The sequence below is a fragment of the Curtobacterium sp. MCPF17_050 genome (genome assembly GCF_003224435.2).
Taxonomy (GTDB): Bacteria; Actinomycetota; Actinomycetes; order Actinomycetales; family Microbacteriaceae; genus Curtobacterium.
This window is the reverse complement of sequence record NZ_CP126250.1, coordinates 366,888-393,633: the sequence shown is the minus strand read 5'-3', so window position 1 is coordinate 393,633 and position 26,746 is coordinate 366,888. Positions and strand designations below refer to the sequence as shown.

22 protein-coding genes are annotated in these 26,746 nt (G+C 71.3%); 12 read left to right on the top strand and 10 right to left on the bottom strand.

Annotation, left to right across the window (positions count from 1 at the left end):
* Positions 1–468: 468 nt before the first annotated feature.
* Both DEJ34_RS01920 and DEJ34_RS01915 read left to right on the top strand, forming a co-directional pair.
* The gene (locus DEJ34_RS01920; protein ID WP_181422231.1) at positions 469–1,626 is read left to right on the top strand and encodes a YcaO-like family protein; all 1,158 of its coding nucleotides are present in this window, start codon (positions 469–471) and stop codon (positions 1,624–1,626) included.
* Between the two features lie 5 nt (positions 1,627–1,631).
* Positions 1,632–2,807 carry an MFS transporter gene (locus DEJ34_RS01915; RefSeq protein ID WP_146236904.1) on the top strand — a complete coding sequence of 392 codons (1,176 nt, stop codon included), beginning with the start codon at positions 1,632–1,634 and terminating at the stop codon, positions 2,805–2,807.
* A 350-nt stretch (positions 2,808–3,157) separates the two neighbouring features.
* Here the strand turns inward: DEJ34_RS01915 and DEJ34_RS01910 are convergent, their stop codons facing one another.
* Positions 3,158–4,030: a helix-turn-helix transcriptional regulator gene (locus DEJ34_RS01910; RefSeq protein ID WP_110911192.1), complete on the bottom strand. Its 873-nt coding sequence runs from the start codon at positions 4,028–4,030 to the stop codon at positions 3,158–3,160.
* 101 nt (positions 4,031–4,131) lie between these two features.
* Here DEJ34_RS01910 and DEJ34_RS01905 point away from each other — a divergent pair, with 101 nt between their 5' ends.
* The 3 genes from DEJ34_RS01905 to DEJ34_RS01895 all read left to right on the top strand — a co-directional run bounded on the left by DEJ34_RS01905 (position 4,132) and on the right by DEJ34_RS01895 (position 6,733).
* Complete coding sequence (locus DEJ34_RS01905; protein WP_110911193.1) at positions 4,132–4,878, top strand: SDR family oxidoreductase; 747 nt, start codon at positions 4,132–4,134, stop codon at positions 4,876–4,878.
* A gap of 52 nt (positions 4,879–4,930) precedes the next feature.
* The gene (locus DEJ34_RS01900; RefSeq protein WP_110911194.1) at positions 4,931–5,674 is read left to right on the top strand and encodes an SDR family NAD(P)-dependent oxidoreductase; all 744 of its coding nucleotides are present in this window, start codon (positions 4,931–4,933) and stop codon (positions 5,672–5,674) included.
* Positions 5,675–5,797: 123 nt separating this feature from the next.
* Complete coding sequence (locus tag DEJ34_RS01895) at positions 5,798–6,733, top strand: SDR family oxidoreductase (RefSeq protein WP_110911195.1); 936 nt, start codon at positions 5,798–5,800, stop codon at positions 6,731–6,733.
* A 111-nt stretch (positions 6,734–6,844) separates the two neighbouring features.
* Here DEJ34_RS01895 and DEJ34_RS01890 read toward each other — a convergent pair whose 3' ends face one another.
* Complete coding sequence (locus tag DEJ34_RS01890) at positions 6,845–7,309, bottom strand: ester cyclase (protein ID WP_110911196.1); 465 nt, start codon at positions 7,307–7,309, stop codon at positions 6,845–6,847.
* A gap of 84 nt (positions 7,310–7,393) precedes the next feature.
* Positions 7,394–7,756 (bottom strand): DUF4267 domain-containing protein, encoded by a 363-nt coding sequence (locus DEJ34_RS01885; RefSeq protein WP_110890638.1) that lies wholly within the window; start codon positions 7,754–7,756, stop codon positions 7,394–7,396.
* 106 nt (positions 7,757–7,862) lie between these two features.
* Here DEJ34_RS01885 and DEJ34_RS01880 point away from each other — a divergent pair, with 106 nt between their 5' ends.
* Positions 7,863–8,444, top strand: a complete 582-nt coding sequence (locus tag DEJ34_RS01880; RefSeq protein WP_110901004.1) for a TetR/AcrR family transcriptional regulator — start codon at positions 7,863–7,865, stop codon at positions 8,442–8,444.
* Here DEJ34_RS01880 and DEJ34_RS01875 read toward each other — a convergent pair.
* Complete coding sequence (locus tag DEJ34_RS01875) at positions 8,423–8,893, bottom strand: DUF2087 domain-containing protein (protein ID WP_110911197.1); 471 nt, start codon at positions 8,891–8,893, stop codon at positions 8,423–8,425. The two genes, DEJ34_RS01880 and DEJ34_RS01875, sit on opposite strands and share 22 nt — an antisense overlap.
* Positions 8,894–9,027: 134 nt before the next feature.
* On the opposite strand from DEJ34_RS01875, the gene DEJ34_RS01870 reads away from it, so the two are divergent.
* Positions 9,028–10,158: an FAD-dependent oxidoreductase gene (locus DEJ34_RS01870; protein WP_110911198.1), complete on the top strand. Its 1,131-nt coding sequence runs from the start codon at positions 9,028–9,030 to the stop codon at positions 10,156–10,158.
* 26 nt (positions 10,159–10,184) lie between these two features.
* On the opposite strand, the gene DEJ34_RS01865 is transcribed toward DEJ34_RS01870, so the two are convergent.
* The gene (locus tag DEJ34_RS01865; RefSeq protein WP_110911199.1) at positions 10,185–11,027 is read right to left on the bottom strand and encodes a formate/nitrite transporter family protein; all 843 of its coding nucleotides are present in this window, start codon (positions 11,025–11,027) and stop codon (positions 10,185–10,187) included.
* A gap of 117 nt (positions 11,028–11,144) precedes the next feature.
* Between DEJ34_RS01865 and DEJ34_RS01860 the strand changes: the two genes are divergently transcribed.
* The gene (locus tag DEJ34_RS01860) at positions 11,145–11,873 is read left to right on the top strand and encodes an NYN domain-containing protein (RefSeq protein ID WP_110911223.1); all 729 of its coding nucleotides are present in this window, start codon (positions 11,145–11,147) and stop codon (positions 11,871–11,873) included.
* Between the two features lie 120 nt (positions 11,874–11,993).
* A complete protein-coding gene (locus DEJ34_RS01855; protein WP_110911200.1) occupies positions 11,994–13,103 on the top strand; it encodes a glycerate kinase in 1,110 nt (369 codons plus the stop codon).
* A 214-nt stretch (positions 13,104–13,317) separates the two neighbouring features.
* Here DEJ34_RS01855 and DEJ34_RS01850 read toward each other — a convergent pair whose 3' ends face one another.
* On the bottom strand, positions 13,318–19,215 hold the full coding sequence (locus tag DEJ34_RS01850; protein ID WP_110911201.1) for a GH92 family glycosyl hydrolase: 5,898 nt from the start codon (positions 19,213–19,215) through the stop codon (positions 13,318–13,320).
* 167 nt (positions 19,216–19,382) lie between these two features.
* Between DEJ34_RS01850 and DEJ34_RS01845 the strand changes: the two genes are divergently transcribed.
* The 3 genes from DEJ34_RS01845 (at position 19,383) to DEJ34_RS01835 (ending at position 22,720) form a co-directional block, all read left to right on the top strand.
* The gene (locus tag DEJ34_RS01845; protein ID WP_220032727.1) at positions 19,383–20,381 is read left to right on the top strand and encodes a LacI family DNA-binding transcriptional regulator; all 999 of its coding nucleotides are present in this window, start codon (positions 19,383–19,385) and stop codon (positions 20,379–20,381) included.
* Between the two features lie 112 nt (positions 20,382–20,493).
* Positions 20,494–21,540, top strand: coding sequence for an NAD(P)-dependent alcohol dehydrogenase (locus tag DEJ34_RS01840; RefSeq protein WP_110911202.1), 1,047 nt, complete (start codon positions 20,494–20,496; stop codon positions 21,538–21,540).
* 217 nt (positions 21,541–21,757) lie between these two features.
* Positions 21,758–22,720, top strand: a complete 963-nt coding sequence (locus DEJ34_RS01835; protein ID WP_110823179.1) for a helix-turn-helix transcriptional regulator — start codon at positions 21,758–21,760, stop codon at positions 22,718–22,720.
* 40 nt (positions 22,721–22,760) lie between these two features.
* On the opposite strand, the gene DEJ34_RS01830 is transcribed toward DEJ34_RS01835, so the two are convergent.
* From DEJ34_RS01830 to DEJ34_RS01815, 4 genes are all read right to left on the bottom strand, one after another.
* The gene (locus DEJ34_RS01830; protein WP_110911203.1) at positions 22,761–24,170 is read right to left on the bottom strand and encodes a hypothetical protein; all 1,410 of its coding nucleotides are present in this window, start codon (positions 24,168–24,170) and stop codon (positions 22,761–22,763) included.
* A complete protein-coding gene (locus tag DEJ34_RS01825; RefSeq protein ID WP_110823175.1) occupies positions 24,160–24,945 on the bottom strand; it encodes a TIGR03943 family putative permease subunit in 786 nt (261 codons plus the stop codon). Before DEJ34_RS01825 ends, DEJ34_RS01830 begins: the two co-directional genes overlap by 11 nt.
* Positions 24,932–25,951, bottom strand: coding sequence for a permease (locus tag DEJ34_RS01820; protein ID WP_181422232.1), 1,020 nt, complete (start codon positions 25,949–25,951; stop codon positions 24,932–24,934). Before DEJ34_RS01820 ends, DEJ34_RS01825 begins: the two co-directional genes overlap by 14 nt.
* A gap of 127 nt (positions 25,952–26,078) precedes the next feature.
* Positions 26,079–26,660 carry a TetR/AcrR family transcriptional regulator gene (locus tag DEJ34_RS01815; protein WP_110823173.1) on the bottom strand — a complete coding sequence of 194 codons (582 nt, stop codon included), beginning with the start codon at positions 26,658–26,660 and terminating at the stop codon, positions 26,079–26,081.
* Positions 26,661–26,746: the final 86 nt, after the last annotated feature.

The window sequence follows — 26,746 nt, the reverse complement described above, 5'->3', positions numbered from 1 at the left end:
TCCCGTTCGTGAGGACCGATGAACTCGCTCGAAACCATCCACGCTGAACTGGCAGGCATCCCGAGGTTCCCCGACGCCGCCCCTGTGGTCCACCTCCGGCAGCATCCGACCGACCCCGACGTCCGAACGGTCTGGGCACAGCCATACGACGCACCACAGGTCTGCGGCGACTGCCTCGACCGGAAAGTGGCACTGCTGTTCGAATCACAAGAGTCGCCACCGACGACGATCGGGACCGACGAACTCGACGCGATCGTCCACGGGAGCGCGACGCGCGGGATCGGCCTGGCCATGACGAACGCAGATGTCGCGCAGAGTTGGTCGCTGGTCGCCCCCTGGCCCGACTGCAGTCAGTGTGATGCTGCGATCTCCCACCTGACGGCCCTGACGGCTCGAGACGTCGTCGACCAGCCCGACGACCCCACAAGCGGGAACGGACTCCCGAGGCGAGGAACGGCCCGGGACTTCGTGTCTCGCCACCGCGGCCTCTTCGGCTTCGCATCCGTCCTGCTCAACCCGTCGTTCGACCAGGCATGTGGCCTGTTCACCGTCGACACCGGCATGTTCCTCGGGACGCCCACGGTGTACGCGCCCGTCGGCGGGAAGGGCGACACGCTCGATCAAGCGCTCGCCAGCTGCGTCGGCGAGGGGCTCGAGCGGTACTGCATCGCGACGCGCTCCAGCCGAAGCAGACTGGAGACCATCCGCGCGTTCCCGGAAGCATCGTGGCGAGCGGCGAAGGACTTCACCGGAGCGACCATCCCCGTCGATGCGGAGGCGGTGATCGAGGTCACGACGCTCGAGCCGCTCGACGGTCTCGAGCCGGTCACACTCCCGGAGTCCCTGGTGCGGGCGCCGTACACGCCACCCTCCTCAGGAGTCGCAGTGCCGACGGCAAGCAGCACGACCGGGGCCGCGGCCGGCGGCACAGTTGCCGAAGCAACCCTGCAGGGCATCCTCGAGCTCCTGGAGCGTGACGCATTCTGGTTCGCTGCACGGACGCGGATGCCACTCGTGCCCGCCGACCCGGCGCCGGTCTCGGAACTGGTCGACGTCCTCGACCGGAACTACGAGGTCGATGTCGTGCTCCGATGGATCCCCAACCCGCTCTCACTCCCCGTTGCACACTGCGCACTGGTCGGTCGGACGGCGAGCCCGATGGCCGCACGTGGGATGGGTGTTGCCGTCTCCTCGACCGCAGCACTGCGCAAGAGCGTGCTCGAAGCGGTCCAGATGTGGCGGTCCCTCATGACAGGCGTGGATGTCGCCCCGTCCGACACCGACATGCGGAGCCTCTGGTGGTCCGGGCAAGCGCAGGAGCAGTTCCCCGCCTTCTTCGGGCAGCCCGAACTAGCTCAGGAGATTGCGCTCTGGGGAAGCGGGCTCGGTTCCCTCGGCACGGAGTCGGTCCTCGACGCCCTCATCGAGCACGCCGCCCGACACGGTCTGCGATTCGCCCGTGCGGTCCTCGCTGATCACCCGAGCCACTCCGTGGTCAGAGTGATCAGCGATCGGATCCTCCCGCTCGACGACCTCTACTTCCCGAACCTCCGCCGGTTCGGCAATTGGGAGCGGGTGAGCGGGCACGAGGGCACCATCGGGTACCGCGGCCCGTTGTTCATGTGAACGCCATGAAACGGACCGGCATCGGGATCTGGCTCTTCCTGGGCTGCAGCGGGATCGGCATCGGATGCTTCAGCGTCCTGGACACCTTCTACTTCCGCGGACTGGGCTACTCCGTCGCCGTGATCGGAGCGCTGACTGCGACGTTCAACATCTCGCTCGCGGTCGCAGAGCTGCCCTCTGCCGTCGTCTTCGATCGTCGGTCCCACTGGGCGGCGATCCAGATCGGCAACGCGATCCGTCTCGTCGGGCTGACCCTCTTCTTCCTCGCGCTCGGTCCGGTCGGCGATTTCCTCGGCGAGGGCCTGGCCGGGATCGGCGCGGCCGCTATGAGCGGTACCTCGGTGGCCTACGTGCTGAACCGGCTCGGACCTGTCGAAACACACGAACGAAGACGGGTGATGGGCTTCTCGGTGGCGCTCGGAGCAGCCACGTCCCTGGCAGGCGGGGCACTGGGACTCTTCGGCTACTCGGTTGCACCCAAGCTGATCTGGGGACTCGGCGCGCTCTGGATCGCCGTCGCCGCCGTGGTCTTCCTCGTCGGACGACCGCGGACGTCGACTCCAGCCTCTCGCCATGTCGAGCCGCTTGCCGCATACGCCAGCGGTTTGGTCCAGATCGGGCGCCACCCGCGGGCCTGGCTCGCGGTCACGGCTGATGCAGCGCTGGTCGGTCCTCTCCTGCTCTGGCAGCTCCGACTGGGTGCGACGGACGTCTCAGCGGTCTTCGTCGGCTTCGCCGTGATGAAGGTCGCCGGCCTGCTGGGAGGTCAGCTGCTGGGGCACCGTCGAGTGGGAACGCGGGCGCTCTTGGCGTGCGTCACGGGCAACATCGTGTCGGTCGTGGGGTTCGCCGCAAGCGACCAGGTACCACTCATCGCCGGGTTCTTCGGGGTGCACGTCATGCTGCAGATCGCGGTGAGCGTGTACTGCAGGTCCGAGCTGCACGCGGTCGTGGACGACTCGCGCCGCGCCGGTGCTAGTTCGGTCGTGTCGCTGCTGGGGTCCCTGGTGAGCGGGGTCGCGGCGCTCGTGGTCGGACACCTCGCTGACGTTTCCGGCGCACTGCCCGCGATGATCCCCAGCATCGTGCTGTACCTGACGGTCGCGGCCTTGGCGATCGCGACCGCTCAGGCGCAGCGAGGACGCAGCGCCGAGCCCCTCGAACCCGACGTCAGGGGCTGATTCCGCACCGGCTCGGATCGACCGGTGACACTCGGCCCGAGTTCGGTCGCGCCGCCCGGTGCTCGACCTGGCCGCGGCCGATGGCGTGACCCCCCGCTTCGGCGTCCGGGTGAAAGGGTCGGCGACAACGGCGACCACGGCGGGACCGATGACGCAGTGACACCGTTGTCCGACGGCTCTGCGACCTGTCCGGGACACACGATCGGCATGCTGTCCGACGGCGAGGACGGTCGACGCCCTCTCGTCCGGTCCACGCGGATGCCGTCCTCCCGCCAGCGTGACGAGCAGCGGGCTGTCCCGGTGCTCCAGCGACGACCCGACGACCGCGGCATTGCACGGCACCGGATCGTTCACGGCGAGCTGTCCGCTCCGGCTGTCGAGGGCGAGCCGAACTGGGTCGGCCCGATGGCCCGGAGGAAGTCGAGTCGGTCGGCAGCAGGGGTTCGCGCCGGAACCGTCAGGACGATCAGGGTCTGCGACTGGTCCTCCGTGAAGAGTGCCAGGCAGTCGAACTCGATCGCTCCGACTTCCGGGTGGACGATCGTCTTCCGGTCCTGGTACCGCGTCGCGACCTCCTGGAGCTCCCAGATGGCGACGAACTCCGGACTGAGGCGAGCGAGGCGCCGGACGAGTTCCGCAGCCGTCGACTGCGGCCCCCGCCGCCCGAGAGCCATGCGGAGACCGGCGACCAGAGCACGGCCCTGGTGTTCGCGATCCTCCGGCAGGTAGAGCGCCCGTTCCGCGTCGGCGGCTGCGAACCACCGGTAGATCCCACTGCGGGACGGACCGCTGTGTCCGTGGGGCGCGCCCAACAACGCATCGGCGAGCGGGTTCGACGCGAGGGTCTCCGCGAGGTCAGAGAGCACGAACGCGGGGGTGTCCGCAAGCTTGTCCATGACCCGAAGGAGTGCCGGAGACACGTGGGAGGAGCCGCTCGCCCGGTCGGGCGGGTTCTGACCGGCGACGCGGTACAGGTGGTCTCGCTCATCGAGGGTGAGTCGGAGAACGCGGGCCAACACAGACAACATCTGGGCACTCGGCTGCGCTCCCCGCCCCTGTTCGAGACGCGCGTAGTAGTCGACCGTCACGCACGCGAGCTGAGCGACTTCCTCGCGCCTCAGCCCAGGCGCACGACGGCGGGGGCCCGAGGTCAACCCGACATCGGAAGGGAGGAGTGCTTCGCGGTGTACGCGAAGGAACTGACCGAATGCAGTGCGATCCATGCCCCCATGCTCGCCCCTGCGCGCTTCGTCAGACAGGACCTGTCGGGTCCCCGATGAACACGTCCTGGCAGCCGCGGAGGTGGGCGGCGAGTGTTGCCGCCATGGACATCACTGGGAACACCGTCTTCATCCCCGGGGCCACATCAGGCATCGGTCTCGCGCTCGCCCTGCGTCTGCAGGACGCCGGCAACACCGTCATCGTCGGTGGACGCCGCACTGACGAGCTGCAGCGTCTGGCTGCGCAGCACGGCTTCGCCACCGTCACACTCGACACCACCGACACGAGCTCGGTGTCCGCCGCCCGCGACCGCGTCCTCACCGACCACCCAGGCCTCAACGTCCTCATCGCGATGGCGGGGATCTCCATCGTCGAGGACGTGCCGTCCGGCAGCTTCCTCAGCGATGCGGAGCGGATGGTCGAGACGAACGTCCTCGGTCCGCTGCGCCTGCTGGCGGCCTTCATCCAGCACCTCCGCACGCGGCCTGACGCAACCGTCATGACGGTGTCGTCGGGCCTCGCCTTCACGCCGTTCGCCGCCACACCGACGTACAACGGCACCAAGGCCTTCATCCACCAGTACAGCGAGAGCATCCGGCTGCAGCTCACGGGGACCTCCGTGAGGGTCGTCGAGCTGGTGCCGCCGGCCGTGCGCACCGATTTGATGCCGGGTCAGTCCGAGGTCGAGCAGTTCATGCCGGTCGACGTCTTCGTGGACGAGACGCTCGCGCTGATCGAGCAGGACCCCGAAGCCACCGAGATCCTCGTCGAGACCGTCAAGTTCCTCCGCTTCAGCGAGGCGGAGAACCGCTACGCGCAGACGGTCGCGGCGATCAACGCGCAGGCCTGACCCGACGCCCGCAACCCTCATCCTCATCACCATCACGAACAAGGAGCAGGAAATGTACGAATTGACCGGCAAGACCGTGCTCGTCACCGGTGGCACACGCGGCATCGGCAGGGCCATGGCGCTGGCGTTCGCGCGTGAGGGCGCTGCAGTCGCCGTCTCCTACGCTGGGAACGCACAGGCCGCAGCCGCCATCGACACCGAACTCGACGACATCGGGGCACCGCACCTGGTCACCCGTAGCGACACCTCTGACCCGTCCGAGGTCCGTGCCCTGTTCGCTCTCGTCACCGAGACCCTCGCGAACCCGGACATCGTCATCGCCAACGCAGGTGTGGAGCTGATCGAGACTCCCCTGGCGAGCACGACCGATGAACAGTACGAACACGTGACGGGCACCAACATCCGCGGGACCTTCAACGTGCTTCGCGAAGCAGCAGCGAAGACGGCCGACGGCGGACGGATCATCGTCACAGGGTCCACGATCGCACGGAGCGCCCTGGGCGGCACCGGCCTCTACGCCGCGACGAAGGGCGCTCAGGGCCCGATGGTGCAGGCGCTGGCGCGCGAACTCGCCCAGCGCACCATCACGGTCAACACCATCGCGCCGGGAGTGGTCGCAGACGCCGGGATCACGGCCGACCTCGACGACAGCAGCCTCGCGCAGTACGCGACCTTCAGTCCCCGGGGTGAACTGCCGCGCCCCGACGACGTGGCACCCCTCGCGCTGTTCCTGGCATCAGAAGGGGCCGCGTTCATCAGTGGGCAGACGATCATCGTCGACGGCGGCTCGATGTAGCCAGCACCCGTCAAGCCGCATCGTCCCGACGACGACTCCCTCCACAACGGGGCCATCCGGCAGGGTCCGCACGCCACGGAAGGTCCCCTCACGAGCCACACCCACCAGGAAGAAGTAACTGACATGGCCCGCACGATCGACATCCAGATCCCCGACCTGAGCGGCAAGCGTGCGCTCGTCACGGGCGCCAGCGACGGCGTCGGATTCCACATCGCCGAACGACTCGCAGCCGCCGGCGCCGAGGTCGTCATGCCCGTCCGCAACCAGGGCAAGGGTCAGGCCGCCGCAGACCGCATCCGCGCAGCAACGCCCGGCGCGCGGTTGACCATCCGGCCGTTGGACCTGTCCTCGCTCGGCTCCGTCGACGAGCTCGCCGATGACCTGGTCGAGGACGGCCGGCCGATCCACATCATGATCAACAACGCCGGGGTCATGACACCGCCGTCGCGTCAGACGACGACCGACGGCTTCGAACTGCAACTCGGAACCAACCACCTCGGCCACTTCGCCTTGGTCACGGGCCTGCTGCCGCTTCTCCGCGACGGTCACGCCCACGTGACCAGCCAGCTCAGCCTCGCGGCGAACTACAACGCCGTCAACTGGGCCGACATGAACTGGGAGAAGCGCTACGACGGCGCGAAGGCGTACAGCAGCTCGAAGATCGCCCTCGGACTGTTCGCGCTCGAGTTGCAGCGACGGAGCGAAGCCAGCGACTGGGGCATCCGCAGCAACCTCTCCCACCCCGGGATCTCGCCCACCAACCTCCTCGCTGCGCAGCCGGGTATGGGGAGGCAGCGGGACACGACGTCCGTGAAGGTCATCCGCCTGATGTCCCGCCTCGGGATCCTACTCGGGACGCCGCGGACAGCCGCCCTCCCGGCGCTCCTCGCCGCGACCAGCCCGGACGCAGTCGGCGGTCGCCTCTACGGACCTCGCGGGCCGCTCAACCTCGGCGGCGCTCCTGCCGAGCAGAAGATGTACAGCAGACTCAGCGACCGCGACGCAGGAGCACGAGTGTGGGAGGTGTCGGAACGCCTCGTCCGGGCCAGTGCCTCGTGAGCGGACCATCAGCGAAACGCCAGCAGTGAGGACAGGCGGTGCTCCACAGCGCAGGCGCGCGAGGAGGACAGGAACTCGGGACGAGTTCCTGTCCTCCGGAGGTGACTCGGTTCAGCCCCAGGGTGCCGGGGTCGGGGCGTCTGCAGGGGCGTTGAGCTGGCTCATGAGGCCGGCGAAGTCCTCGAGGTGCCATGTGGTGACGATCTTCCCGTCGCGCACCTGGTGCACGTCCATGGTGCGCATCTCGATGCGCTTGCCGGTGGGTTCGTGGCCCATGAAGGCGCCCTGGTGGGTGCCGGAGACGGTGTTGCGGACGGCGACCTTGTCGCCCTGGACGATGACGTCCTGGTGCTCGACGGCGTAGTCGGGCATCGCGTGGCGGAAGAGCGCGATCTGAGCGGCCATGCCGGCGGGGCCCTGCTGCTGGCCGGGTGCGAGGGGCAGGTCCGTCCAGTCCTCCGCCAGGACCTCGTCGTAGACGGTGGTGTCTCCTGTGCGGAAGGGCTCGTAGAAGGCCCGCACGACGTCCTCGGTGGCGGTGCCGTCGGTGTCGTCGTGCTCGTTCGTGGTGCGCATGCGTGTTGCCTTTCGTGGTGGTGGAGCAGGGTGGGGTATGGGGCGGGTGGCCGGGCGGCCGAGCCGCGAGGAGTGGCGTCCGATCTAGCCGAGTGCGAGGACGAGGCCTGCGATGACGAGCACGAGTGCCGTCGCCGCGTGCACGCCGAGGGCCTGGCGGAGGGTTCCGCCGTTCGTGACGACGATGACGGCGTCACCGATCGGCGTGATCGCCGCGGCGAGGAGCGCCCAGCCGAACACGTGCGGGCCGGCGACGAGCAGGACCACCAGCGGCACGATGCCGGAGGTGATGTCGCGGACGCCCTTGATGCTCGTGAACGCTCGCCGCCGGTCCTCGGCGACGCCGAACCCGGCGGTGGCGATCGCCGGAGCCACGAGGAACCGGCCGCCGATGAAGAGGATGAAGAGACAGCCGAGGACGGCGACGACGAGGGCGGTGATGACCATGGGAGGACCTTCCGTTGTTGGCTAACGACGTTATGCCTCGACGCTAACAGTCGATGGAGCCGTTGTCTACCGTTGTTATGTAACCGCGTTCTGCTACTCTGGACCTATGTCTCCACGACCTGCTCCTGACCTTGATCTACGGCGCGACCAGATCCTCCGGGCGGCTCGCAAGGTCGCGGAAGCCGAGGGGTGGGAAGCCGTCACCATGCGTCGGCTCGCGTCCGAGATCGGGGTGACCCAGCCGGTGATCTACTCCGCGTTCGCCGGCGGCCGCCAGGCGCTCATCGACGCCGTCGCGCTCGCCGGGTTCGAAGCGATCGCGACCGCATTGGAGGCCGTGCCTGCGGAGCCACTGGCGCGGATGCAGGCCTACCTCGACTTCGCCGCCGATCAACCGCGCGTCTACGAGGCGATGTTCTCGATGCCGTCGGGCCTCGAGTTCGGTTCCGGACGCGGCCCGGACGCGCTCAAGCGCGCCTTCGCCGGGGTTCGCGCGGCGTTCCCCGGCCCGGACGACACCGAAGCCGAGGTGGCCTGGGCGACGGTCCACGGTCTGGCGACCCTGGAGAACAGCAAGCGGTTACCCGCAGCGCGGTCGCGTGCGCGACTCGACCACGCCCATCGAGCGCTGAGCGGAGGCTCGGGAGCAGGACGAGCGAGTGGCGGTCACACCCCCACGAGTTCGTAGGAAGACCCGTCCGGTGATCGGCTGAGGAAGCCGGAAACGACGGCGTCGCGTCGGACGAGCGCCACGTCGTCGACGAACATCGCCAGCGCGGCGTTGAGTGTCGCCTCACTGATGCGCCGGCGCGCACCGAGCCGGTCGAGAGCCATCCGGACGACGGACTCGGACAGTTCGCGACGACGGCCCGCTTCGACCGAGGACGGGCTGATCCTGCCGACGTGGAGGATCGCGCGGTCGGAGAGGAACACCTCGATGGCCTCCTTCGTCTCGGTGAGGAGGCCGACGTCGACGGAGCCGTCCGGACGGACCCAGTCGAACCGGGGCGATGCGCGTCGTGCTCGGGCGTCCTCCGCGCGGCCCGTTGCCGTCTCGCTCGACACCGACAGCATCTTCGGGTTGATCGTCGCCGCGACGACCTGTCGTGCGCGGCGGAGCGCGTCCTGCACCGTCATGTCGATCCGTCCTCCTCGGTTCCCGCAGATGGTACTGAGGGAGCCGAGACACGGGCCAGGCCGCCACCGGTGGCCCGTGGCGCCGACCGTCGAACCGCAGCCGGTCGTCCCGGTCGACGCCCTACTGTGAAGGCATGCCCCACGCCCCGGCAGGACGACGCTCCACTCCGTCGACGTCGCAGCTCGACCACGTCGTCATCGGCGGAGGTGTCGTCGGCGCCGCAGCGGCCCGGTCCCTGGCTGCTCGCGGGGAGCAGGTCCTGCTCGTGGAACAACACGACCGCGGGCACGAGCACGGCTCCTCACACGGAGCGACGCGGATCTCCCGGATGGGCTACACCGAGCCGGACTACGTCACCCTCACGCAGCGCGCCTGGGACGCCTGGGCAGCGCTCGAGGCCGCGTCCGGTCGGACCCTGCTCGACCGCACCGGGGCCGTCGACCACGGTCGGCCCGAGGTCATCGACGCGATCGCGCACGCACTCGAGCGTGCCGGCGTGCCGTTCGAGCGGCTCGACCTCGACGAGGCCGCGGCCCGCTGGCCGGGACTGGCGTTCGAGGGTCATGTGCTCGCGCACGGCACCGCCGGCCGGATCCGATCGGCCGAGACGATCGAGGCGCTGCTCGACCTGGCCGCGTCCGACGGAGCGGCCCTCCGCTTCGGGGTACGGGTGACGGGGCTCGACGACCACGGCGACACCGTGACCGTCCACCTCGACGACGGAATCGCGGTGACGACGCCGAGCGTCGTGGCGGCGGTCGGTTCCTGGGCGCCCACGCTGGTCGGCGAGGTGTTCGCCGGACGCGGGGCGAGCCTCCCGGCCATCAGGGTCACGCAGGAGCAGCCGGCGCACTTCCCCAGCCACCTGCCGGACGACGCGTGGCCGTCGTTCGTGCACTACCCGCTCGACGGCGGGGACGTGTACGGCCTGCTGACGCCGGGCGAGGGCGTGAAGGTCGGGTTCCACGGCATCGGCCCGGTCGTCGACCCCGACGCTCGCGACCGGACACCGGTCGCCGCCGAAGTCGAGCGGCTGCAGGCGTACGTGGCCCGGTTCGTGCCGGGCGTCGACGCCACGGCTCCAGCGCTGATCAGCTGCCTGTACGACAACTCCCCGAGCGACGACTTCGTGATGGACCGCCGCGGACCGCTGACCGTCGCGACCGGGTTCTCCGGGCACGGGTTCAAGTTCGCGCCGGTGCTCGGGGAGATGCTCGCGGACCTGGCGACCGGTGGGGTGCCGCACCCGCGGTTCGCCCTCTGAGCCGTCTATTCGGGTACCGCCGCGCGTCAGCCCTGCTCGTGGTCGGCGCGCTCCGGGTCGTCTTGGGAGCCGTGGCGCCGGTCCTGCATGAGCTCCTTCGTGCGGAGCAGCCGCAGTGCCGTCACGAGCACCAGCCCGCCGAGGACGTTGAACAGCAGCGTGTAGCCGAACCACCCGAGCCACTGCCCGTACGTGATGTCCTCGCCGGACTGGATCGCGCCGAACACGAGCAGCGAGTCCAGGATCGAGTGGAAGAGCTGCAGGCCGGCGAGCAGGAAGCCGCCCGCGACGGCGGCCACGAGCTTCGCCGGGTCCGAGTCCGTGCCCTGCTGCATGCGGGTCATCAGCGTGATGGTGCTGCCACCGAGGACGGCGAGCACGATGCTCTGCAGGCCGAACGGCGCGTCGATGAAGTGCCGGGCCGACTCCGCCAGGGTGACGTGCCACTGCGGGAACGCGTGCACGACGAGCCACATGAAGAGCCAGCCACCCGCCAGGTTCGCCAGGAGCGTGCCGCCCCAGAGCTTCACGAGCTGCAGCACGGTCCCCTCGCGGGCGACCACGGCTGCGACCGGCATGAGGAAGTTCTCGGTGAAGAGCTCACTGTGCGCCAGGTGCAGGGCGATGAAGCCGATGCCGAACGCGAGTCCGGCGAGCAGGTGACTGTCGGTCTCGGTGAGGACCGCCAGGTACGCCATCACGCCGAGGCCGACCTCGAGGCCGCCGAAGAACCCGGTGATCAGGACCGCACGGGTCGTCCGCTGGAGCCGCTCGGCGCCCTCCTCGATGGTCGCGTCGAAGGACTCGACGAGCTCGTCCTCCACGGGTGCGTCGGTGGAGCCGAGTTCACGGCGTCGGTCGTCGGTCATGACGGCAACGGTAGGCGGAGGGTGATGTGCGCGGTGCCGAGGGGTACGCGGATCATCACATGCGCGGTTCTCCACAAGTCCCGTGGCGAGCTCGTGTGGGGCAACTACCGTTCGGGGATGCGGGTGGGACTCTACGTCGACGGCTTCAACCTCTACTACGGCGGTAGGGGCTTCTGCGGACGCGCTTCAACCGGGTGGAGGTGGCTCGACCTCCGCTCCTTCGGTGAACGGCTCGTGGCCCGATCTGGATGGCGCGGTGCGGTTCTGGAGCGCGTGGTCTTCTGCACAGCGCGTATCAGCGGTGTCGGGAACGTCAGCGGGCAGCGTGATCAGGACACCTACCTCAGGGCCCTCGCTGCGGCGCGGAGCGTCGACGAGCTTGCTTTCGGGAACTTCGTGACCCGCGTGACAGCAGCACCACTCGCCGTTCCGGACCGCCGTGGCCGCCCGACACTCGCACGCTCGGACTGGCCCGTACAAGTGAAGGACGCAGACGGGGCGGACGTCCCAGGCGCATCGTTCATCGTGTCGGTCGCCCGGCGTGAGGAGAAGGGGTCGGACGTCAACGTTGCCTCTCACCTCCTCATCGACGTGCTCGACGGGCGCGTCGACGCCGCCATCGTCGTCAGCAACGACAGCGATCTGGCCTTCGCGGTGGCGCATGCCCGGACCCTCGTTCAGGTCGGCATGGTCAACCCGACCCCGGGCCCGACGGCCGGACGGCTGCGTGGGGACTTCGCCGCCGGTGTCGGTGGGCACTGGTGGTACACCTTGCGGCCGGAGGACTTCAGCGATGTCCAACTGCCAGAAGAGGTCGGGCGGCTTCGGCGCCCTACCGGTTGGTGACACTCGTGATGTGTGTCATACTGGAGCCACCCACCCGGCGTCTCTGGCGCCGGGTCTTCCTTTTCTCCACCGTGCGCCCCAGCGCGAGATCGGGCCCCTCGGCGCCGGTAGCGTGACCCCATGCGCGTCGTCATCGCACCGGACTCCTTCAAGGGCACCGCGTCCGCGGCCGACATCGCCGCGGCCGTCGCGGAGGGCTGGCGGACCGAACGGCCTGACGACGAGCTCGTCCTCCTCCCGATGGCCGACGGTGGGGAGGGCACGATCGATGCGTTCGCCGCCGCCGTCCCCGGAAGCGAACGCGTGCCGGTACAGGTGACCGGACCGGACGGTCGCCTCGTCGACGCGGCCTGGCTCCGGCTGCCGGACGGCCGCGCGGTCGTCGAACTCGCGGCGACGAGCGGGCTCGGTCTGCTCGACGAGCCCGAGCCCGACTCCGCGCACACGACCGGCTTCGGGCAGGCGGTGGGGGCCGCGCTCGACGCCGGGGCGACCGGCCTCCTGCTCGGCATCGGCGGCAGCGCCTCGACGGACGGCGGGGCCGGGGCGCTCCGGGCGCTCGGACTCGGGATCGCGCTGGACGACAGCGCCGACGCCGACGCCTCGAACGCCACCGGCGGCACCCTGCTCGACCACGTGGCCGCGGTCGACCGCACGTCGCTGCGCCCGCTCCCCCCGCTCGGCGTCACCGTCCTCAGCGACGTGAAGTCACCGCTGCTCGGGCCCGAGGGAGCGGCAGCGGTTTTCGGCCCGCAGAAGGGCGTGACCCCCGATCGCGTCGCCGTGCACGAGACACGTCTCGCCCGCTGGGCAGCGCACTTCCCCGATGTCAACCCGGCGACACCGGGTGCCGGGGCCGCCGGCGGGACGGGATTCGGCCTCCTCGCGTGGGGCGCACGTGTCGGGAGCGGCGCGGGAGCGGTCGCGGAGGCGCTCGGCCTCAAGGACGGCGTGGCCGCCGCCGACCTCGTGGTGACCGGCGAGGGACGCTTCGACGGACAGACCGCGGCCGGCAAGACCCCGACGGCGGTCACGGCGATCGCGGCCGCTGCCGGGACGCCGGTCGCGCTCGTCGCGGGCGATGTCGCTGCCCGCCTGGACGCGTTCTCGATCGCGGCCTCGCTCACGGTCATCGCCACGCAGACCACGGGCGAGCCCGACGATGCACTCCGCGACCCGCTGCGCTTCGCGCGCATCGCCGGCGAGCGGATGGCGCGCGCTCAGGGCTGACCACGACGCAGTCGGACGCCCCGCGCCCGGCCCACGCCCGCGCTCGCCCGCGCCCGCGCTCACGTCCGGGGGAGCGAGCAGCCGCAGGACGAGCGGAGGGACCACGGGTCAGGAGCTGGCCCCGAGCGCGACAGCGAGCGATGGCCACGACGCGTACACACGGACGGGAGGCCCGGTACCAGCTGGCACCGGGCCTCCCGTCCGTCATCCGCCGCTACCCGAGCCGGCTCCGACGACGCCGCACGACCGCGGCGGTCGCGGTGATCCCGGCGCCGAGCAGCACGAGCGCTCCGGCGACGAGGCCCCACCGGGCCGGGTCGACGTCGGACCCGGTGGAGGCCAGGCCGCCCCAGCGCCCGGGCTCGGCGGGTGCGCGTCCGGCGTCCGCTGCGGGCCGGGCGAGGACCCGGAACGCAGCGCTCACCGTGACGGCCGACGTCGCACCGCGCGCCTGCACCTCGTGGGCACCGGGCCGTGCTGCCGACGGGACCGTGAAGGTGCCGCTGAGGACGCCGTCCGCGTTCGCGGTCACCGTGCCGAGCGCGAGGGGCTTGCTGTGCAGGGTGAGGGTGACGCGCTCGTTCGGTGCGAAGCCGCTGCCGGAGTAACCGACGACGGTGCCCTCGGTACCGGCCTCGGCGAGGAGCCGGAACTCCGGCGCCCACGAACCGTGGCCGCCGCCGTGCCCCGGACCGCCGTTGCCGCCCCCGTTCCCGTTCCCGCCGCCGTTCCCGCCGCCGTTGCCGGGGACGACCACCTGGAAGGCCACGGTCGCCAGGGTCGCCGACCGGTCACCGATCGCCGAGACGCTGTGGCTGCCCGGACGACCCGGGGCCGTGACGTCGAAGGCGACCGACCCGTCGGCTGCGACGACCGCGGTGGTGCCGGTGCCCTCTCCGTCGACGGTCACCGTGACGGTCTCACCGGCGGCGAAGCCGGCACCCGTGACGTGCACGGTGGCCCGCGGACGGACCCCCGACCCGGCCGAGGTGGTGAGCGTCGGCGTCCACACCGGAGCCGCCGCGATCTCGACCGGGGTCCGCACGCTCGCGCTGCCGGTGCCGTCGTCGACCGTGACCACGGCCTCCCGGCTGCCCGCCGTCGCGTAGGTGTGCGCACCGGTGACGGTCGCGGTGCCGTCGGTGACCGTGACGGTCGCCTCCTCGAGCGGGGACCCGTCGCCCCAGTTCACGGTGGCGGTCGTGGTGCCGGTCCCGATCGTGCCGCCGGTGGCGGTCGCGAGCGTGCCCGAGACCTCCTCGCCGGCGGTGCCGCTCAGGCGCGCACCGGCCGTGGCCGTGAGCGCCGTCGTCGGCACCCGGGTGCCGTTCGTCGCGATCGCGAAGACGTGGATCCGTCCTGCGCTCGACGGCGAGCCGGTCTGGGTCGGCAGGGTGATCGACACGGCCTGCTTGCCGGCGGGCACGGTGGTGACGGGGGTCGCGAAGACCCCTGCCGCGATCCGGTCGCTGCCGTTCACCCCGACGGTGCGGTGGTCGCTCGACGCGACGACCGTGTTCCCGAACCGCGGCGTCGCGAGCGAGGCCGCCCAGTCGCCGAACTCGATCGGCAGGTCGGCGGTGGTCCCGTCGGAGTACCGGATCGTGCCGACGGTCTGCTGCGCCCGCTCGTTGGCGGTGCCGATGACGGCGAGCTCGGTGATGTCCGTGCCCGTCGGGACCGGGATGGTCTGGCCGTTCCCGGTCGCGTTGTCCGGCTCGCCGGGCTCCACGGCGGGCAGGTCGAACGTCAGGTCGGTCCCCGGCACGGTGTTCGTCGTGCCCTGGACGAACCCGTCGGCGGCGAGCGCCGATCGGGAGAACCCGCGGCCGCCGAAGTCGCAGTTCGCGGCCTGTCCCGGGTCACCGAGGCAGACGTTGTCGAACGCGCCCTGGAGGCTCGGTGCGGTGCGCGAGACCGTCACCGGGACGTCGGTGCTCGCCATCTCCGTACCGGAGCGGACGACGACGTGCACGGTGTGCTCGCCGACCGTCGTGAAGGTGTGCTCGCCGGGCACCTCCCAGGCACCGAGCGCCGACCTCGTCGGCGTCACCTGCTGGGGGTCCGACCCGTCCTGCCAGTCGACCGTCACCGTGTAGTCGGAAGCCTCGGTGCCCGGTCCGGTGATCGCGGCGAGGTCACCCGTGAACGACTGCCCGACCTCCGCGGTGAGCCCGGGCGTCGGTTCGACGGCGAACGCGCTGGTGGTCTTGCTGCTGTCGGCGAGGAGTTCGAACTCCCCGATCGACGGCGCCTTCCCCGTGCTCGTCCCGGTGACCGACAGGCGGTACCAGGTCAGCGCGGCAGGGTGCTCGATCGTGGTCGGACGGGTCTGGAGCGGCGCGTCGAAGGTGCTCTTCGCGACGGTCGACAGCGGCACCCACGTGCTGCCGTCGCTGGAGCCCTCGAGCTTCCACGAGGTGGGCTGGCCGCCGCTCGCCGCGGTGGTGAGCGTGTACTGGTCGACGGTCACCGGGCCCTGCGACGACTTCCACGTGATCGCCGGGGTGGCGCTCGAGAAGGTCGTCGCGGTGAGGGACTCGTTGTCGGTCAGTGCGCCGACGGCGGTGTCGTCGTCGCTCGTCGTGACCCCGAAGCCGGAGGTCGTGGCGTCGACGAGCGGCTTCGGCGCGACGGCCGGGGCGTCGAGCCCCTCGGCACCCTGGGTCTTGCCGGCGCCCCAGTTCGACGCGGTCGACCCCATGCGGAAGTCGAGCGTGCCGCCCTTCGCGATGGCGGACTGCGCGATGACCGCACGGTCCAGGGGCTTCCCGTCGAACGAGGCCGACTGCACGTAGACGTTCTGCGCGCTGTTGCCCGCCGCGTTCACGCGCAGGTCGCCTCCGGGCAGGTGCACGGTCGCCTGCGAGAAGAGCGGCGAACCGATCGTGTACTGACCGGAGCCCTGGGCGAGCGGGTAGAGGCCGAGCGCCGAGAACACGAACCACGACGACATCTCGCCGTTGTCCTCGTCCCCGGTGTAGCCCTGCCCGATGTCGCTGCCGACGAACAGGCGTCGCATGCTCTCGCGGACGACCTGCTGCGTGAGCGAGGGGTCGCCGGCAGCTGCCGCGATGTAGGGGATGTGGTGCGAGACCTGGTTGCTCATGCCGAGCTGGCCCATGCGGACCGACCGCGCTTCGAGCATCTCGTGGATCTGCCCGCCGTAGGAGCCGACGTTCTCGGCCGTCTCGGGGGTTGCGTAGAACTCCTTGAGCTTCGCGATGAGCTGCTCGTCACCGCCGTACAGGCCGGCGAGGCCCTGCACGTCGAACGGGGCGTGGAACGCGAAGTTCCAGCCGTCCGTCTCGGTGAAGGCGCCGCCCCACTCGGCCGGGTCGAACTCGTCCGCCGGGACCTCGAACGACCCGTCGGCGTTGCGGCCCTGGAAGAACCCGGCGTCCGCGTCGAACAGGTTGACGTAGTCCTCCGCCCGGTCGTGCAGGTACGCCGCGGCGGTCTCCAACTCCTCGACGCGGTCGGCGGGTGTGGCCGGGTCCTTCGCCAACGCCTCGGCCATCTCCGCGAGACCGTGGTCGTTGATCGTGCCCTCGAGCCCCCACGAGACGCTCTCGTGGAGCGAGTCCGGCACGTAGCCGAGGAACGCGGACTGGTCGAGCGCCTTGCGTCCGGCGCCGGAGACGTCGGTCGAGACGGTCGTGGCGTTCTTGTACCCGGCGTCGAAGGCCTCGAGCGCGGTCTTCGTGTCCACCGCACCGTCGAGGTACGCGGTCGCGAAGGCGACGTCGGAGCTCGTGCCGGTCATCAGGTCGGCGTAGCCCGGCGAGGACCAGCGCGGCGTCCATCCGCCGTCGCGGTACTGCTGGACGAACCCGTCGACGAGCTCCTGCGCGACGTCCGGGTAGAGCATCGAGTAGAGCGGCCAGACCGTGCGGTAGGTGTCCCAGAAGCCGTTGTTGACGTAGACCTTGCCGGCCTTCACGACGGCGTTCGTCGTGGTGGCGGTCGCCGCACCCTTCGGGGCGACGTTCGGGCTGGCGTGCTCCCAGACGGGTGCCCCGGCGGTGCCGGTGTTCTCGTGCTGCGAGTTCGGGTAGAGGTTCATCCGGTAGAGCGAGCCGTAGAGCGCCTGGAGCTGCGTGTCGCTCGCGGCGGACTGCGGCACGGTGACGACACCGAGCCGCTCGTTCCACTGGGCGGCGGCGGCCCGCTGGACCTGCTCGAACGACTTGCCGGAGAGCTCGAGGTCGGCGTTGTGCCGCGCCTGGTCGAGGGAGATGAACGAGGTGGCGAGGCGGAGCTCGACGACGTGGTCGCCGGTCAGCCCGGAGAACGAGGCGTAGCGGGCGCTGCTGCGGTCGCCCGCGGCGGTGCCGGTGCCGGACGGGTCCGTGTCGAACCGACCGGCGAAGAACATCCGCGTGGCTCCGACGGACAGGCCGGAGCCGCCCTCGGTCCACCCGGTCACGGTGCCGTCGTCGCCCATCGTGATCGAGGTGCGCTCGTCGGAGCCGACGTTGTCGAGGACGACGCTGCCGCTGCTCGCCGGGAAGGCGAACCGGAGCACGGCGCCGTGGTCGCTCGGGGTGACCTCGGCCACCGTCCCGGACGTGGTCTTCACGGAGTACAGGTCCGGTCGGGCGACCTCGTCGGCGTGGTCGAACGCGAGTCCACGGGAATCGAGGGAGGCGTTCGGCGTCGTGCCCGACGTCGACGGCATGATCGCGAGCTGGTTGCGGTCACCCATCCACGGGCTCGGCTCGTGGGAGATGCCGATGCCCTGGAGGCGCGGCAGGTTGTCGGCGTCGTTGTCGGACTGCCACGAGTACTCCCACGACTGGCTCGACGCGTCCGTCATCGGCGTCCAGAAGTTGAAGCCGTTCGGGACGGCCGCGGCGGGGATGTTGTTGCCCCGCGAGAAGCCGCCGGAGGAGTTCGTGCCGCGGCGGGTGTCGACGTAGTCCGTCAGGCTCGAGCCGTCGATGCGCTCGGCCGCCGGGTCGATGCGGATGTCGTCCACCCAGCCCTGGAACTTCGTCGACGCGCTGGTGCCCGCGGCGTCGTCGTCGTACGTGAACAGCACCTTGTCGACGGTCTTGCCTGCGAGTGCGCCGAGCGGGATCCGGATGGAGTTCCACTGGTCGACGAAGAAGACCTTGCCGGCACCGAGGGCCTCCGCCGAGACGCGGTTGCCGTTCTCGTCGGTGACCTGCGGGTCCGCGGACACGAGCGAGCCGTCGGTGAGCTGCAGGTCGACCGCGGCGTAGGTCGCCGGGTAGGTGGTGTCCCCGTTCAGCTCGGGGAAGAGCTTGTAGCTCAGCTCGCTGTCCGCGGTGATCGGCATCGCGACGTCGTCGTAGAGGACGTTCGTCGCGCTCGCCGAGCCGGCGGCGACGTGGGCGCCGGCGTAGCGGAGCGCCTTGGTCCCGCTGAACCCGACGGTCGAGCGGATGTTCAGTCCGGAGACCGGCCCGTTGCCGACCCGGGTCACCATCGGGCTGGGCGGGGGCGGGGTGGTCGAGCCGTCGGAGATGCTCCAGTCGGCGAGCTGGGTGATCCCGTCGCCGCTGTTCTTCGTGATGCGGAGGCGGTACCGGTCGTACGAGCCGGGCGTCGCCGCGGTGTACGTGTTCGTCTTCCCACGGCCGCTGAAGGTCTGCGCGGTCTGCGTGTCCACCGTGGTCCACGTGGTGCCGTCGGTGGAGCCCTCGAGCGTCCACGCCGACGGGTCACGGCCGGGGGCGTCGTTGGCGCTCGTGAGCGAGTACGCCCGCAGCGTCTCGGGCTGGTCGAGCCGGTAGGTGACGACGCCGGTGTTCCGGAAGGCGAGCCACTTCGAGCCGGCGTTCCCGTCCGCCAGGCTGGCGGCGACCTCGTTCGGCGGGTTCTCGGCGTCGGCGGTGACGCCCGTGACGTGACCGAGGAGGCTCCCGGGCGGCAGCGTCGACCCGGTGACGGTCGTCGACGGCGTCAGCGGGGTGTTCGCGAGGGGCGCCATGTCCCCCGCCTCGAAGGAGGTGGTGAAGGGTCCGGACGCGGCCTGCGCCGGCACGGCCCCGAGGAGCGCACCCGATGCGGCGAGCGCCGCCCCGAGCACGACGGCCGTGGCACGGGTCCCGAACCCGCCGCGCCGACCGCTGATCTGGTGCATGGTCCGGCTGCGCCGGGAACCGAATGACGACATCGTCACCTTCCGAGATTGGGGAGGAGTGACGCCGCGTCGACCATGACAGCGTTGTCACACCCGATGTTTCTAACGGTCTGGTGTGAGTCGTGTCAAGGGATCACCGTCGATCCGGACGACCGTACGATGACCTCGTGAGCACCGAGCGACCCACGCTGCGCGCCGTCGCCGAGCGCTCCGGTGTCAGCATGAAGACGGTCTCACGCGTGGTGAACGGCGAGCGGTACGTCGCCGCCGACACCGCGGCACGGGTCCTGACCGTCGCCGCCGAGCTCGGGTTCCGCCCGAACACGCTCGCGCGCGAGTTCCGCGCCGGCGGACGGTCCGCCACGATCGGGCTCGTCACCGGCGACGTCGCGAACCCCTTCTACTCACGCATCGCGCGGGGCGCCGAGCGCGCACTCCGCGCACCGGGGCTGAGCCTGCTGTCCACCTCGAACGACGAGGACGCCGACCGGGAGCGCACCCTCGTGGCGCAGCTCGTCGAACGCCGTGTCAGCGGCCTGCTCGTCGTGTCCGCCGACGACGACCACTCCCTGATCGCCCGCGAGCGGGCCCTCGGCACGCCCGTGGTGTTCCTCGACCGCGCACCGGCGGACGTCGACGCCGACTCGGTCGTCCTCGACAACGCCGGGGGCATCCGGACCGCGGTCGAGCACCTGCTCGAACGCGGACACCGCCGCATCGGCCTGGTCGGCGACCTCAGCCGGCTGTCGACCCACCGCGAGCGCGTGCACGCCTTCGGCGACGCCATGCGCGCGGCCGGCGTGCCGGACTGGCAACGGTGGGTGCGCAGTGACTCGCACGACCTCGACGAGGCCTCGCGTGCCGTGCGCGACCTGGTCGACGCCCCGGAGCCGCCGACCGCGATCGTCACCACGAACAACCGGATCACGACCGGGGCACTCCGCGCACTCGTCGACCGCACGGACCGGCCCGCCCTGGTCGGCTTCGACGACTTCGACCTCGCGGACGTCCTCGGCATCACGGTCATCGCCTCCGATCCGGACGCCATGGGCCGGGTCGGGGCCGAGGAGCTCCTGGCACGCATCGCCGGCGACGACGGGCCCCCGCGGCACCACGTGCAGCCGGTGCGGTTGGTCGTCCGGGCCTCCAGCAGCACGGCCCGCTGACCGCCCGGACCGCGAGGGGTGCTCCGTCCGTACCTGTCTCAGGTCGGGCGACGGGGGCAGGATCGACGGTGGGCCGCACCCGGCCCGTCATCCCCACCCCACGAGGAGACCCTTGCGCACCGTCAACGCGTACGCGGCACCGTCCGCGACCGAACCGCTCGTCAAGACCACCATCGAGCGCCGCGACCTCCTGCCCGGCGACGTCATGATCGACATCGACTACGCCGGCATCTGCCACTCCGACATCCACACCGTCCGCGGCGAGTGGGGCGGCATCGAGTACCCGCAGGTCGTCGGTCACGAGATCGTCGGCCACGTCTCCGAGGTCGGCTCCGACGTCACGAAGTACCGCGTCGGCGACCTCGTCGGCGTCGGCTGCATGGTGAACTCCTGCCGCGAGTGCGAGCAGTGCCTCGCCGGCCAGGAGCAGTACTGCCTGCAGGGCAACACCGGCACCTACGCCTCGGTCGACCGTGCCGACGGCACCATCACGCAGGGCGGCTACTCGCAGGCCGTCGTCGTCGACCAGGACTTCGTCCTCCGCGTCCCCGAGTCGCTCGACATCGAACGGGTCGCGCCGCTGCTCTGCGCCGGCATCACGCTGTACTCGCCGCTGCACCACTGGAACGCCGGACCCGGCATGCAGGTCGCGGTCGTCGGCCTCGGCGGACTCGGCCACATGGGCGTCAAGATCGCCGCCGCCCTGGGTGCCGAGGTCACCGTCCTGTCGCAGACGACCTCCAAGAAGGAGGACTCGCTGAAGTTCGGCGCGAAGGCCCACTACGCGACGAAGGACCCGGAGACGTTCGAGGAGCTGCGCGGCTCGTTCGACCTCATCATCAACACCGTCTCGGCGAAGATCGACATGGCCGCACACCTGAGCCTGCTCAAGGTCGACGGCACGATGGTCAACGTCGGTGCGCCGTCCGAGCCCCTCGAGGTCCCGGCGTTCGCGCTGCTCCCGGGCCGCCGCAGCTGGGCGGGCTCGTCCATCGGCGGCATCCGCGAGACCCAGGAGATGCTGGACTTCTGCGCCGAGCACGGCATCCTGCCGGAGACCGAGCTCATCAGCGCCGACCAGGTGAACGAGGCCTACGAGCGCGTCCTGAGCTCGGACGTCCGCTACCGCTTCGTCATCGACGCCGCCACGCTCGCCTGACGACGTCGTCCCTCCCGCCCGGCGGTCGCCGGCCGGGACGCACCGGACGGGAGGCCCGCCACCTGCTGGTGACGGGCCTCCCGTCCGGCTCCGACCCCGTCGCGATCCTGACCGGAACCTCCGTACCCGCCCCCGAAGGTCCACGGAACGCCGTCCACCGGGGCACACCGCGCCGGGCGACTCGCATCCGGACGCCGCTCCGGGAGAAGGTGAGAGCATGACGACTCCGGAGACCCCGGCGCCCGCCGCCGCCATCGTCGCGGTGTCGGGGACCGACACGGGTGGCGCGATCCAGGACCTCGCCGGCATGTACGCCGGGCGCGCCTGGTACTCCTCGCCGATCGACCGTGACTACTGGTACAAGTACGTCGGCGTCGGTGACGACCGGATGAGCATCCGTCGCTCCCAGATGCACGGCCACCTCCGCGGCGACGTCGCCGTCGAGGGCGAGGTCGTCGTGCAGTGGATCGACGCCGGTCGCGCCCGGGTGGACGTCGGCCGGGACGAGGTCCGCATGCAGCCGGGCGTCCCGACCCTCTTCCCGGTCGAGCAGCGCTTCGAGATGGAGTACGAGGACTGGGACCAGCGCCTCGTCCACCTGCGCCGGGACCTCGTGCTCGACGTGGCCGCCGAGCAGTTCCTGGTCGACGGCACCCTCGCGTTCGACCGCCGGACGCCACCGACGGCCGCGGCCATCGAGGTCTGGCGCGGCTCCGTCGCCGCCGCCGTCCGCTCGCTCCGGGTCGACGGCCCCTCGTCGCTCGCGTGGCACGAGGCGCAGCGCGACGTCGCGCGGTCCCTGTTCGGGCTGTACCGGTTCCAGGGCGAGACGCAGCCGGACGGGTACGGCGAGCGCCGCAACGCCCGACTCCGCGCCGCGGTGGAGTTCCTGCACGAGCACGCCGGCGAGCCCCTCAGCGTGTCGGACATCGCCCGCGCCGCCGACCTGAGCGTCCGGGCACTGCAGGAGTCGTTCCAGCGGACGCTCGACCGCACCCCGATGAACTACCTGCGCGAGGTCCGCCTGCGGCACGTCCGGGCGGACCTGCTGGCGGCCGAGCCGGGGTCGGCCTCGGTCGCGGAGATCGCCTCGCGGTGGGGGTTCAGCCACATGGGGCGGTTCTCCGGCGAGTACCTGAACCGGTTCGGCGAGTACCCGCGGCAGACGCTGCGGCACTGACCGGTCGGCCGGTGCCGGTGCCGGTGCCGGTGCCGGTGCCTCAGCCGACCTCGTCGCCCGTCGGCAGCGCGCTGCACCAGTCGATCGCGGTCCCGGCCAACGAGGCCTCGAGCGCGCCCGAGGTGGCATCGACCACGCTGACGAGCGCACCGTCGGACGACTGCGTCGCCACGGCGACGAACTGCCCGTTCGGCGACGGGCAGACCGCGGTGATGCTCGCGTCGTCGGGCACGGTCACCGCGAGCCGGGAGGCCCGTGCCCCGTCCACCCGCAGGATGCGCGCGGCCAGGGTCCCGTCCTCGCGGACCGAGCCCACCACCCGCAGGTAGACGTCCTCCGCGATCGGGGCGATCCGCCCGAGGTACGCCGAGTCGGTGCTGGCCGCCGGTGCCGGCAGGTCCGTCCGCTCGCCGTCGGTCAGGTCGAGCTGGACGATCCCGTTGCCGGTCTCGACCACGGCGGTCGTGCCGGAGCCGACGAAGCCGTGCAGGTAGGTCGCCGACCCCAGCCGGACGGCGTCGTTCCAACCGCTCATGTCGACGAGCACGAGGTCGTCGGCGCCGGTCCGGACGAGGGCGCTCGCGGTCCGGGGCACGTACGCCCACTGTGCCACGGAGATCGGGGTCGCCCCGGCCGTCGGGGTGCCGTCGGCGGCGACGGGTTCGGGCTGGTGCGTGCCGGTGAGGTCGACGACGTACAGGCCGACGTCCTCGGAGCGCCCGGAGGACGTGTCGGCGTACACGAACCCGAACGAGGAGCCGTCGTCGGCCGCGTGCAGGGCCTTCGCGGAGCCGCGGGAACTCGGCATCGACAGGCGTTCGACGGGCACGGCGTCGTCCTGCACCCCGCCCGCGAGCGGCACGATGTCGATGGCGGACCCGCCGTCCCGGTCGTCCCGGAGCACGACGAGGGAGCGGGCCAGGACGGCGTACTCCGTGATGCCCTGCGCGCGGTACACGGTCCGCGAGCCCGCGGCGCCGAGGCCCCGGCGGACGATGCTGTCCGGACCGCCGTCCGTCCCCGGCACCACGGCCAGGACGTCCGTGCTCCCGGTGCGGATCGTCGTGCGCAGTTCCGACGTCGCAGCCTGTCCGGGTGCCCGCACCCCGCGGACGGTGAGCGTGTACTCGCGGTCGTAGGCGAGCGGTCCGGCGAACTCGACGGCGACGGTGTTGCCGCTCGACGTGACCGAGAACGGTGCCGCGGGGCGGACGCGCACGGCGGACGCGGGCACCTGCTGCACGGCCTGGTTCGCGGTGAGGATGACCCGCTGCGCCGGTCGGGTGACGAGGTCGCCGGCGTCGTAGGACACCGACCGCAGCCGGGGCCCCTGCTGCGTCCCCACCACGGCGGCGAGCGCGGCGACGACGGCGAGCACCAGGACCGTGGCGACGAAGCGGCGACGGAAGCGGTGCGCGACCGGGCGACGCGGACGGGACTCAGTACTCATACGGGTCCGAGGGCTGCTCGACCGGGCTGACCCGGGCCGCGCGGATGACGAGGCGGGCGTCCGAGGCGGTGTCCGGGTTCGCGGCGAGGGCACCCTCGACCCGGACCCACTCGCCCTCCTGCGGGGAGGCGTCGTCGGTCGTCACGCCGATGCCGACCGGCTGGGCGTCGACGGCGCAGCAGCTGACCACGAAGCGTGTGAGCGTGAACGACCCGTCGGACCCCGGGACGACGAACCCGGTCAGGGTGAGCTTGCGGCCGACGAGCGCGGTCGTGTCGGTCGTCTGCCGGATGAGCGCCGCCCAGTCCTTCACGCCGTACTCGGACGTGTCGACGGACTCGCTGCCCAGGAGCGTCACCGGCGCACCGGCACCCGTCGCGTCGGACAGCGAGGCCGACCCGACGCTCCGCTGCTGGGCGGTCCGGGCGGAGAGGGTGGTCGGCGGCAGGACGAGCATCGCCACGACGGTGCCGATCGTGACGAGCGCCGCGACGGACCCGAGCACCACGTGCAGCAGGCGCCCGCCCTCGGCCGGCCGCGGTTCCGGGTCACCGTCGTGCGCGTGGGCGCCGTGGCGGGCGACCACGACGAGCCCCGCGATCGACGCGGGCACGGCGACGGCGGCGAGCACGAGGGTGAAGGTGGCGTAGCGGGGGTTGATGTACAGGTCGAGGTGGTCGGCGATGCCGAGCCACAGGGTGCCGACGGCCACGGCCAGCACCGACCCGAGACCGAGCAGGGTGCGGCGCAGCACGGTGCGCTCAGACGAGGACATTCATCACCAACCCGACGGTCGCGGCGAACAGGACACAGACGACGGCGAGCAGCACCAGGAAGCGTGCCCGGAACGTCGTGCGGAGGAGGGCGATCATCTTGACGTCGATGATCGGCCCGATGATGAGGAACGCGGTGATCGACCCCGGCAGGAACGTCGACGCGAAGGACAGCGCGAAGAAGGCGTCCACGTTGGAACAGAGCGACACGGTCATCGCGAGGAGGATCATCGCCAGCACCGACAGCACCGGGTTCGCCCCCACCGCGACGAGGGTGCTCCGCGGCACCGCGACCTGGATCGCCGCCGCCAGGCCCGCACCGACGAACAGGGCCGGCATCATCGTCGCGGTCTCGCCACCGAAGTGCGACGCGCTCTCCCGCCACTTGTCGCGCACCGGTGGGGCACCGACGGCCGCGCGGCACCGGGCCTCGAACGCGGGGAGGAGCAGGTCGGCGGGTCGGCGGTGTGCGGCGACGATCCAGCCGACGAGGTTCGCGACGACGAAGCCGCCGACGATCCGGGCGGGGAGGATCCACCCGGACCACCCGAACGCCTGCGCGGTGCTGATGATGACGAGCGGGTTGAGGATGGGTGCCGCGACGAGGAACGTGACCGCCTCGGCCGGGGTGAACCCGCGGAGCATGAGACCGCGCGCGAGCGGGACGTTGCCGCACTCGCACACCGGGAAGAGCATGCCGATCAGGGAGATCACGGCTCGGCGCGGGATCGGCCGGGCCGGCAGGATGCGCTCGAGGACGCCGTGCGGGACCCACACCTCGACGACGATCGACAGGACGATGCCGAGCACGACGAACGGCAGGGACTCGACGACGACGCTGATCGCGAGCGTCAGGAAGTCCTGCAGCACGTCCGGCAGCCCCGCGGTGCCGACCGCCGGGGAGACGATGCGGACGGCGAGGAGCGCCACGACGGCGGCGAGCACCAGACCGGGACCGGTGAGGCTGCGGGAGCGCGTCGTGACGGGGCGGGCGCGGGTGCTCGTCACCCGGACAGGATAGGCGTACCGGGCGCCGAGGACCCCGACCGGCAGGCCCGTGCCCTACCCGACGGCGGCGACCTCTCATCCACAGCGGCCGACCCCGGCGCGGCGGCGCGGCGGCGCGGCAGTGCGGTCAGCGTGTCGTCGTGAGTCCGTCCACGTGCCGGTCGAGGACGGTGATCGCCCGGTCCCCCGCCGCGCCGGGCTCGAGCCGGGCGACGTGCATCGCGAGGCCGTCGATGAGGGCGTGCAGCCGCTGCGCCTCGTACTCGCGGTCCTCCTCGGGCACGCCGAGCATCGTGAGGACGCGCTCGCACCACTCCCGCATCTCGGCGACGACGCGGTCGAGCGTCGGCCGGAGCTCCCGGTCGGTGAGCGCGGCGTTCCCGAGCGCCAGGTAGACGTCGAGTTCGACCACCCGCTCGGCGTCGAGCGGCAGCAGTTCGACGAGCACGGCGCGCACGCGGTCCCGGACCGGCAGGTCGTCAGGGATGGCGGCGATGCGCTCGCGCGTGCGGTCGAAGACCAACGCGATGGCGTGCTCGCGGACGCTCGCCTGGGTCGGGAACGCGTACCGGACGGTGCTCGGCGGCAGTCCGGCCTCGGCGGCGACGTTCCGGACGGACAGTGCGCCCAGGCCGTCACGGGCCAGGACCCGGTGGGCGGCCTCGGAGACGGTCCGACGGCGTTCCCCGAGGTCGATGCTGCGCGCCATCCGGCAATGTTCGCACAGTCGTACGACTTCGTGCTAGAACTGGGGGTCGTGAAGTCGCACACTCGTACGACTTCGGATCGGAGGAG